This window comes from Thiomonas sp. TH-17 (assembly GCF_057473305.1).
Genome location: NZ_JBYCKI010000004.1, coordinates 23,414 through 33,253, shown reverse-complemented (window position 1 = coordinate 33,253; position 9,840 = coordinate 23,414). Strand labels below are relative to the sequence as shown.

Genomic DNA, 9,840 nt, shown 5'->3' with positions numbered 1-9,840 from the left:
GGCCTTGCTCTACATCGACCTCGACAACTTCAAGGAAGTCAACGACAGCCGCGGCCATGCTGCGGGCGACGCGCTGCTGTGCCAGGCCAGCGAGCGGTTGCGCACGCGGTTGCAGGCCAACGGCATCGTCGCGCGCCAGGGCGGAGATGAGTTCACCCTGGTACTGCCCTTGGCCGACGCGGCCACGGCGCAGGCCACGGCGAACACCATGATTCGCGCCATGCAAGAACCCTTCAATCTGGCGGGTGGCCCGGTTCAGGTGGGTGCCAGCGTGGGCATTGCCCTATGCCCGCAGCATGCCTGCGAGCGCGATGAACTGCTGCGCTGCGCCGACATTGCGCTGTACGCCGCCAAGGCCTATGGCCGCGGCCGCGCCCAACTGTTCAACCCCTCGCTCGACGCCGAAGCCCGCACCCTGGCCCAGTTGCTGGCCGATCTGCGGCAGGCGCTGGTGCTCGGTGAATTCGTCGCGCACTATCAGCCGCGCGTCAACGCCGCCGATGGTCGCATCACCTCCGCCGAAGCGCTGATCCGGTGGCATCACCCGCAGCGCGGGCTGCTGTTCCCCGATGCGTTCATTGCCGTGGCCGAGTCGTATGGGCTGATCGAGCCCATCGGCCGCTGGATGCTGGGCGCCGCCTGTCAGCAAATGGCCCAGTGGCGGCGCGAAGGCATCGACATTGCGCGGGTTTCGGTCAATGTTTCCGCCGTTCAGCTTGAATCAGGCGAGCTCGTGGGGCAGGTGCAAGACGCGCTGGATCGCCACGCCATTCCGCCCGCCACGCTCGAACTCGAATTGACCGAAAGCCTGCTGGTGGACGAAAACGAAGCGCTGTTCGCCCAGCTCACCGCGCTGCGCGACATGGGTGTGACCCTCGCGCTCGACGACTTCGGCACCGGCTATTCGTCCATGGCCGCGCTGCGCAAGCTGCCGATCGACGTGATGAAAATCGACCGCTCCTTCGTCATCGATCTGGAAACCGACGCCAGCGCCCTGCCCTCGGTGCGCGCCATCGTGGCGCTGGCGCAGGCCTCGCAACTGCACCTCGTGGCCGAAGGCGTGGAGACCGAAACACAGGCGCGCATGCTGCGCGAACTGGGCTGCCACGAGTTGCAGGGCTATCTGTATTCGCGCCCCGTCGAGCCCTCGAAGTTTCTGCAACTTCCCGGCTTGCGCCACGGCGCGCCCGCGGCCTGACACTCACCCCAGTCGCAGATAAAACCCGTGATACACATCGACTGAATGCTCGGGCTCAAAGGCGATGTGGCAATGTTTGTCAGGGTTTTGCCAGCGGTCGACGATCTGGTAGCCCAAGCGGGTAAAGCCTTCCAGAAACGGCGCGTAGGCGGCGATGCGGTACGGGCAAAAGGCGGTGCCGATGCTCTGCAGGGTGAAGTAATCTTGCCCGCCGTTGTCCAGCACATGCAGCGGCGTGAGGTTGAGGATGATGTGATGCGGAGGATGTTCCAGCGTGGCCAGCCGCTGCGCCAGCGTGTCGGGCAGGTACTGCAGCACGCCCAGCGCCAGCAGCACGTCCACACCCTCGGCGCCGCTGAAATCGCCGTTGAAGCTCAGCCGCGCCGCGGGGTCGCGCTCGCGGGCGATCTCCGCGCCCCGCGCCATCACCGCAGGCACGTCGCTCACCGTCCAGCGCAGCTTGGCGGGATAGTCGAGATAGCGCTGATAACCGTAGTAGCCAATGCCGATATGCCCGCCCAGATCGAACACCGAACTTTGGCTCTGCGCAAACAGTTTTTGCAGCCAGAAGATGACGGGGTAGTCGCTGGGATAGATGCGCTTGATGCGCTCCAGGTACATGCCGGCGGCGTCGGCGTTGTCGTAGCCCAGAGGCCGCGTGCTCGGCGCGCTGGCCTGCGCGGCGTCGAAGCTGGAATAAACGCCGCGAAACAGATTGGCGTCGGTGTTGTTGGCAAAAGCCGCCTCGGCTCGCTGGCGGCGCAGTTGTCCCAGCGGCGGCAGGTCGGCCAGGCGATCCATCAGGGTGTGGGCGTTTTCAAGCAGGGGCATGGCGGTCTCCACAAAGACGGGAAGCGTACCGCCAGAAATATGGAGGCTCGCTTTTGTAAGCAGATGTGATCCGGTGTATCTCTATTTTTCTTTTGCGGGCCTGGATCAAAAGATGGAAAAGCAGAAAAATTGCGCCAGCTTTCAATTGCGAACGGTCAATTTTTTAGAGCAACTGCAGGCGCAGCATCTCGCCCATTCTTCCAACGAGACGAGTGTGGGCCATGGATTTCCATCGACAAACCGGAGAGAGCCGGATCGCGCGCGCAACGCGAACCCGGCTGGCGCAAACCGCGCAAACCGTTTTCCTTGCCGCTAGCCTGCTGGCGCTCAGTCCGTTTGCCTCGGCGCAGGACGCTGCAACTTTCGTGGCGCAGAACGGGGTAAAAGTTCAACCCGCCGATGCGGCGCAGGACAGTTGGCATGTGGTGCCCAGTGTGACGCCCACGGTGCAGCAAGGCGGCGTGGGCAAGGAAATGCCGCAGGATCACAGCCAGTTTCCGCAGCTCAAGGGGCCGTTCACCTCGCCCGAGCAGGTCACCAAAGCCTGCCTGAGCTGCCACACCGACGCGGCCAAGCAGGTCATGTCCACCATTCACTGGACCTGGAAGGCCTACGACCCCAAGACCAAGACGCTGGTGGGCAAGAACCACGTCTACAACAACTTCTGCGTCAGCCCGATCAGCAACGAGCAGTTCTGCACCGTGTGCCATGTGGGCTATGGCAGCACCGACCCGAACAAATTCGTGCCGTTCGACCATCGCAGCCAGGATCATGTGGACTGCCTGGTGTGCCACGACCAGACCAAGACTTATCACAAGATTCCGTTCATCGGCGGCAATCCGGCGATGGAAAAAATCGCGGTGCGTCCCGGCTGCGGCGAGGTGTACGGCACCGACAAGCCTTTCGTCGAACCGGAAAACCTCGCCAACATCGCGCAGCATGTGGGTTCGCCCACGCGCTACACCTGCGGCCAGTGCCACTTCTACGGCGGCGGCGGCGACGGGGTGAAACACGGCGATATGGACAGCTCGCTGGTCAGCCCCTCACGCGCGGAAGATGTGCACATGGATGCCAAGGGCCTGAACTTCTCTTGCCAGGAGTGCCACAAGACCGAGAACCACAACGTCAGCGGCTCGCGCTACCTCACCGATGTCATGCCGGATCACGGGCAGTTCATGCGCGGCAGCCCGCACAACGGGCAGGCGGCAAGCTGCGTGTCGTGCCACGGGCAGACGCCGCACAAGGGCAACGACCTCAACACGCGCATTCAGGCCGCGACGCTGAACATGCACACCCGCGACATCGCCTGCGAGACCTGCCACATCCCAGAGTTCGCGCGCGGCGGCCTGCCGACCAAGATGGAGTGGAACTACGCCACCGCTGGCAAGCTCGCGCCCAACGGCTCGCCGCTGGTCATCAACGACAGCCACGGCTGGAACACGTACTGGGGCGTCAAAGGCAGCTTCAAGTGGGCGGAAAACGTGGTGCCGCAGTACCGCTGGTTCAACGGCGTGGAGCGCTGGATGAACATCGGCGACAAGGTGCAGGACTTCAAGAACAAGGACGGGGTGGTGCAGCTCAACGCCATCGAGGGCAGCCCGACCGACGGCAAGTCGAAGATTTTCCCGTTCAAGATCATGCGCAACAACCAGCCGTATGACACGCAGACGGGCATCCTCGCGGTGTTCCATTCCTTCGGCTTCGACAAAGATTCCTACACCATGAACTACGACTGGCAGCCCTCGATCGCCGCCGGCATGAAAGCCGCGCACCTGCCGTATTCAGGTCACTTCGGCTTCGTCAAGACCGATATGTACTGGCCGATCGAGCACATGGTGGCTCCGGCCAAGAACGCGCTCTCGTGCATGCAGTGCCACGCCAACGACGGCCGCCTGCAAAACATCGACGGCGTGTATATGCCGCACCGCCCGAAAGACCACAACAAGTGGCTGGAACTCATCGGCCTGGCTGCTGCCGCGTTGGCGCTCGCTGGGGTGACGCTCCACGGCCTCATCCGCTTCGGTCTGTGGCTGCGCCGCCGCGGTCATTGAAAGGAACCCATCATGACGACCCAACGCGTTTACATGTTCACCCGCTTCGAGCGCTTCTGGCACTGGAGCCAGGCCGCGCTCATCATCACCATGCTGTTCACCGGCTTCGAGATTCATGGCTATCTGGGCGGCTTCAATTTCGAGCACGCCCTGCTCATCCACGAATACGCCGCCTGGCTGCTGATGACCCTGTGGACTTTCGCGGTGTTCTGGCACTTCACCACCGGCGCGTGGAAAAACTACATCCCCGACCTGCGCCCCAAGAGCCTGTGGGCGGTGGCGCGCTATTACGCCTGGGGCATGTTCATCGGCGAACATCACCCGTATCACAAAGAGCCGTTTCGCAAACACAACCCACTGCAGCGGCTGGCGTATCTGTGGCTCAAGCTGATGATCAATCCGCTGATCTGGGCCAGCGGCCTGCTGCTGCTGTTCTTCAGCTATGGCTGGATTCGGCTCTCGCCCCTGGGGCTGCAGCTCGACTGGGTGGCGCTCACCCACACCGCTGCCGCTTACATGATGCTGCTGTTTTTCATCCTGCACGTCTATCTGGCCACCACCGCGCACCCGCCCACGGCCTATATCAAGGCCATGATCACCGGCTGGGAAGATGAAGAAGAACCCGACGCGCCTGCCGCCATCTCCAACGCCTCCAGCGTTGCCCAACCGGAGCCTCATCATGGCTGACGCCCGACTCTCCCGCTCCCGCCGTCTGATGCAGTTGACCGTGCTGGGTGCCGCGCTCTTGAGCCTGAGCGCCAGCCTGAGCATCGACACCAGCGCGCAAGCTGCCGAACCTGCGGCCAAGCCCGCAGCCCAAGCCGCCTCCACCCCGGCGATGCAACTCAATCTGGAAAGCGCCTCGCTCACCGACCTGCCCGGCTCGCCTTCGCGGGTGCGCATCGATCAGGCGCTGGGCGTGCATGCCATCAAGCAGCGCGACGGTTTTGTGATGCTCGACAACGCCGAGCTGCTCAAGACCTATGTTTATGCGTATTCCAGGCAGACGGTGGATTACACCGGCATCCTCACGCCGAACACCGAAATGATCGAACCGCCCGCGCCGGTACAGGCTACTGCGAAGGAAAAGCAGCAGGTCGATGCCATGATCGCCTTCGACAAGACGCACCCCAAACTGCGCATCGACGTCGATGACATCGCGCTCGACGCCTATGTGCCGCAGGGCAAGTATTACCCCATCGACAACCGCCTGTTCATCCACGGCGCCGGGTATTACTTCGACAACTCGCCCTACCACTACACCTACGACCACCCCGAGGCTTTCCGCCATCTGGCCTGCACCGATGCCGCCGTGATGAAAACCCTCAACGACGCCATCGCCAATTACCAGCACTTTCACATGGCCATTTTCGCCACCGTGCTCGGCGCTGATGCCAAGACGCAGGCTCTGCATCTGCGGGTGGACGAAGTGCAACTCAAAAACGCGCTGGGGCAGGTGCTGATCGACCAGAAGGCGCAGTGAGTTGGCGCTGCTGGCTTGGCGCCAACCGAGTCGGTGCAAACCGACTCCCCCTCCCCACCCGTGGGGAGGGTTGGGGTGGGGTCGCTGGGCAGGGCCGCTCAAGCCGAGCGGTAGTCCTTGAGGTACTTGCCCTCGAACCAGCGCTTGGCCCAGGTGAAGGCGCGCGAGGGCGGCAGCACGATGGTTTTTTTGTCGTCGCGGAACACCAGAATGCCGCTGTCCACGGTATCGACGATGCACACCAGTTCAGCCTTGGGCACATGCTGCGCGGGCTGGCCTTGCATCACCCGCAGCAGATTCTCGGCGGCGGCCTTGGCCTGCAGATCGGCCATGTGCGCCTGCTTGGGCAGCCAGTCGGGGCCGGGGTAGCTGCCGGCGTCTCCGGCAACGAACACCCGCTCGAAACCGGGCACGGCGCAATGCGCGTCGGCCTGAATGAAGCCGCCGGGCGAGCGCGGCAGCTCGGAGTTGTGCGTCCAGCCCGGCCCCGTCATGCCGGGCATGAACAGAATGAGATCAGCCTTGACCATGCCGCCCTCGGTCTCCACCCCCTCGGGCGACATGCGCAGCGGCTTGTGGCCCAGATGGGTGTCGATGCGGCGCTTGGCCATGTGCGACAGCAACCCAGTGACCGCGCGCTCGCCCAGGCGCTGGCCCGGCGTTTCGGAGGCGTTGAAAAACACCAGTTCCACCTTGTCGCGTTTGCGCTGGCGGCGCAGCCAGGTGTCGATGCCGAACAGCAGCTCGAACATCGGCCCGCCGCGCGCCGCAGCAGGCTCTTGCGGGTTGCCGCCAAAGCCGCAGGCGATGCGCCCGCTGTCCATCGCCAGCAGCCGTTCGCGGATTTTCTCGGCCGCGGCCACGCCTTCGCACAGCGCGATGGCGTGCTCGATGCCCGGCAGCTTTTTGATGAAGCGACCGCCCGTGGCGATGATCAGGCCGTCGTTCTCCACCGGCCCGCCGGTGGTCAGCACCGTGCGGCCGCCGTCTTGCAGCCCGGTCACTTCGGCTGCGAGAAAGTCGATCTTGTTCTTCTGCAAGAACGGCCCGAGGTCGATGACCAGATCGCTGCTTTTGCGCACCCCCGTGGGCACCCAGATCAGGCTGGGCAGATAAACGAACTCCGCCTTGGGCGCCACCAGAGTAATGCGCGCCTGCGGCGCCTTGGCACGCAAGGTGCGCGCCGCAGTGAGAGCGGCAAACCCGGCACCGAGGACAACAAAATGGGAAGACATGATGGATGGTTTCTGCGAATACAAAAAGAACAAAGAATAGGCCTGGCATGGCCGTTTGGGCTTGTGAATTATCAGAGCCAAAGGGTCCGCTGCCCGGGCTGCCCCACCCTTTCTGAAACGCTTTGTAAATGCCGTTGACGCGCAGCGGACAAGCGGAGAATTCTGAATAAAGAACGAGCGTTCGATTTTCAGATAAACCTAAGACCGCAACACGGCCAGACAACGGAGACAACCCATGCAGACCTTCTCGCTGAAGACCGCCCTGGCCGTCAGTTCCAGCGCCCTGCTGCTCGCGGCCTGCGGTGGTGGCGGCGGAGCGCCCACCCCCAGCACCGGCTCGGCTGACACCCTGGTTTCGGCCAGCGCCACGCCCACCGCCGCGATCTCGACCAACACCATTGCCACGTCGGGCAACTGGATGGGCCGCTACCCCAGCGCGGTGCAGCAGCTCATCGGCGCCCCGGTTTGCGGCGTGACGGTCTACAAATACACCTACGCCACCGTCGGCGGCGAGAACGAACCCACCACTGCCACCGGCGCGCTGATGATTCCCTCCGGCAGCACCGCGCAATGTCAGGGCGCAAAGCCCATCGTGCTCTACGCCCACGGCACCGCGCTGAGCAAGAACCGCGACCTCGCCGCACTCGGCGACCCGAGCAACCCCGCCTTCGGCACCGCCTCGCGCGTGGCCATGATCTTCGCCGCGCAGGGCGACATCGTCGTTGCGCCCAACTACGCGGGCTACGACACCTCGCCCCTGCCCTACGCGCCCTACCTCAACAAGCAGCAGCAATCGCAAGACATGATCGACAGCCTCACCGCCGCACGGCAGGCGCTGATGCAACTGAATCTGCCCGTGAGCGACAACGGCAAGCTGTTCGTCACCGGCTATTCGCAGGGCGGCTTCGTGGCGATGGCCACCCTGGCCAAGCTCGACGCGCAGGGTCGCCCGGCCACTGCGGGCGCGCCGATGTCCGGCCCTTACGGCATGCTCGCCATCAGCGATGAAATCATGCTCGGCCACCCCAACGTCGGCGGCACGGCCTACCTGCCGCTGGTCGCCAACTCTTACGCGCACCTGCCCGCGGGTTCGCCGCAAGTCGATCTTGCCGCCATGTTCAACCCGCTCTACAAAGACGCGCCGACGCTGTTTCCCGGCCCCGTGGGCTTTGCCGGCTTTGGCCAACTGGTGCAGGCCGGAAAGATTCCGTACACCGCCATTTTCCAGTCGTCGCCCACCGGCAACGCCACGCTGGATAGCCTGAGCGAAGGCTGGCCGCTCGGCCCGCTGGGCTTCGATCCGACCGCCTACCTCATCAGCACCGCTTACCGCGCGCAATACGTGGCCGACGTGCTCGCCCACCCCGACGGCGCTGCGCCTGTCGATGGCTCAGCGCCCAACTTCACCACCACCGCGCCCACACCGGCGAGCAACCCGCAAGACCCCTTGCGGCAAATCCTTCTCGCCAACGATCTACGCGGCTACACCCCCAGCATGCCGCTGCTGATGTGCGGCGGCGATCAAGACCCCGAAGTATTCTGGAACCAGGACGCCGGAGCCATGACCGCCACCCTGATGAACAAGGCCCAGACCACCCACCCCGGCCTGCGCTTCGCCACCCTCGACCTCGACAACCAGGGCAGCCCCGGCACCTACAGCAACGGTCTGACCAGCTTCGGCCTGAACACCGCACAGCAACAGATCATGCAGACCGTGGCGAGCACGGTGCAGGGCGGGTTCATTGCGTATCAGCAAGGCGTGGTGCAGGCGGCTGAAGCGCAGGGCTACACGGCGCAACAGGCCGCTGCCTACGCGATGGAGAACTACCACACCGACGAACGCCCGTTCTGCACCGTGGCGGCGCGCACTTTCTTCAATCTGTACGCGCAGTAAGCGGGCGGGCGGACGCACGCCCGCAAGCTCACCGCTGCGCCGCCCGCATGGCCTGCACGATGCGCTGCGTCTGCACGCTCACCGTGGTCACGCGGGCCAGCAGGTCGATGACCCGCTCCTTGTAGTCGGCAAAGCGGTAAGTGTCGAAGCGCTCGCGGAGGGTCGGGTCTTTGGGCTTTTTTTCCTTGTGCTGATCGAGCACCCAGTCGAGGGCACAGCGGTTGCCGAGTTTGTAGGACCAGGCTTCGCGGAATGCCGCGCAGCGTCGTTTCGGTGTCGAGCGTGATGCTGCCAGACGCCGGGTCGGACTTGAGCAGCGCCTTCGGATGCAGCCCCGCCGCGCGGGCGCGTGCGTCGGGCGTCTCAACCCGCGTGAGGGCGTAGGGCTGCTCGCACAGCCAGTCGGCGCCGTCGATCATGAAGCGCACGATTTCGTTCGGCGTGTACACCACGCCGAGCCGGTCGGCGGCCTTGGCGTTGTAAACCTTGTAGAAGTTTTCGTAGATGACCTTGAGGAAGGTCTGCTTCTCGCTGTGGCTGGCGATTTGCGCGGCGGCGGCGCGAAAGCTCGGGTTGTTCGCATGTTCCAGCGCGATCATGTCGCGCAGGGCGTCGAGCACGGCGGGCAGGTCGGCCTTGAACTGTTCGACAGCGGCGCGAAAGCCCGCGATCTCCGGCCGCTCGAAGCTGAAAAACAGCTTGAGCAGCCTTGACAGCGCCTCGGTGTCGGCCATGTCGCAGCGCATCACCTCTTGCCGGTTTTGCCACAGCACGGCCAGCGTGTCGTCGCTGAAGATGATGTTGTCCTGCGGATAGCCCTTGCGGAATTTTTTGCCGACTTCGGCATCCAGGTCGTCGTCGGCGTCCTTCGCCTCCCAGTAGCCCAGCGGCATGCGCAGTTCGTGCAGCAGCGCGCCGTCGACGGCGATATTGGTTCTGGTCGCGGTCTTGAGCGGATATTCGGCCAGGAACACCAGCCCTTGCTGCCGCCCCCAGGCTTTGAGCAGGTCTTTGAACGCCTCGCGCACGATGGTTTCGCGCTGGCTGCCGCTGACCTTTTTGATGAGATCGAGCTGGGCGAGGTAGTCGTGGATAAGGAGCTGGCTCATGGGGTGCGGGCGGGCTGGACAGACGCGATAGAGACGCCG

General features: G+C 64.1%; 8 protein-coding genes. 5 read left to right on the top strand and 3 right to left on the bottom strand.

Going from position 1 to position 9,840, the window contains the following annotated elements; genetic code table 11:
* The coding region (locus AC2VLV_RS00360) for a putative bifunctional diguanylate cyclase/phosphodiesterase (protein WP_486988107.1) at positions 1–1,198 on the top strand (1,198 nt) is incomplete at its 5' end.
* Between the two features lie 3 nt (positions 1,199–1,201).
* Here AC2VLV_RS00360 and AC2VLV_RS00355 read toward each other — a convergent pair.
* Positions 1,202–2,029, bottom strand: coding sequence for a TIGR04325 family methyltransferase (locus AC2VLV_RS00355; RefSeq protein ID WP_486988106.1), 828 nt, complete (start codon positions 2,027–2,029; stop codon positions 1,202–1,204).
* 221 nt (positions 2,030–2,250) lie between these two features.
* Here AC2VLV_RS00355 and AC2VLV_RS00350 point away from each other — a divergent pair, with 221 nt between their 5' ends.
* From AC2VLV_RS00350 to AC2VLV_RS00340, 3 genes are read left to right on the top strand one after another with little or no spacing between them, the layout of a single operon-like run.
* Positions 2,251–4,080 carry a tetrathionate reductase family octaheme c-type cytochrome gene (locus AC2VLV_RS00350; RefSeq protein WP_486988105.1) on the top strand — a complete coding sequence of 610 codons (1,830 nt, stop codon included), beginning with the start codon at positions 2,251–2,253 and terminating at the stop codon, positions 4,078–4,080.
* Positions 4,081–4,092: 12 nt separating this feature from the next.
* Complete coding sequence (locus AC2VLV_RS00345; RefSeq protein ID WP_486988104.1) at positions 4,093–4,767, top strand: cytochrome b/b6 domain-containing protein; 675 nt, start codon at positions 4,093–4,095, stop codon at positions 4,765–4,767.
* The gene (locus AC2VLV_RS00340; protein ID WP_486988103.1) at positions 4,760–5,563 is read left to right on the top strand and encodes a hypothetical protein; all 804 of its coding nucleotides are present in this window, start codon (positions 4,760–4,762) and stop codon (positions 5,561–5,563) included. Before AC2VLV_RS00345 ends, AC2VLV_RS00340 begins: the two co-directional genes overlap by 8 nt.
* A gap of 98 nt (positions 5,564–5,661) precedes the next feature.
* On the opposite strand, the gene AC2VLV_RS00335 is transcribed toward AC2VLV_RS00340, so the two are convergent.
* On the bottom strand, positions 5,662–6,798 hold the full coding sequence (locus AC2VLV_RS00335; protein WP_486988102.1) for an NAD(P)/FAD-dependent oxidoreductase: 1,137 nt from the start codon (positions 6,796–6,798) through the stop codon (positions 5,662–5,664).
* A gap of 235 nt (positions 6,799–7,033) precedes the next feature.
* On the opposite strand from AC2VLV_RS00335, the gene AC2VLV_RS00330 reads away from it, so the two are divergent.
* On the top strand, positions 7,034–8,692 hold the full coding sequence (locus tag AC2VLV_RS00330; RefSeq protein ID WP_486988101.1) for an alpha/beta hydrolase family protein: 1,659 nt from the start codon (positions 7,034–7,036) through the stop codon (positions 8,690–8,692).
* Here AC2VLV_RS00330 and AC2VLV_RS00325 read toward each other — a convergent pair.
* The gene (locus AC2VLV_RS00325) at positions 8,623–9,801 is read right to left on the bottom strand and encodes a hypothetical protein (RefSeq protein ID WP_486988100.1); all 1,179 of its coding nucleotides are present in this window, start codon (positions 9,799–9,801) and stop codon (positions 8,623–8,625) included. The two genes, AC2VLV_RS00330 and AC2VLV_RS00325, sit on opposite strands and share 70 nt — an antisense overlap.
* Positions 9,802–9,840: the final 39 nt, after the last annotated feature.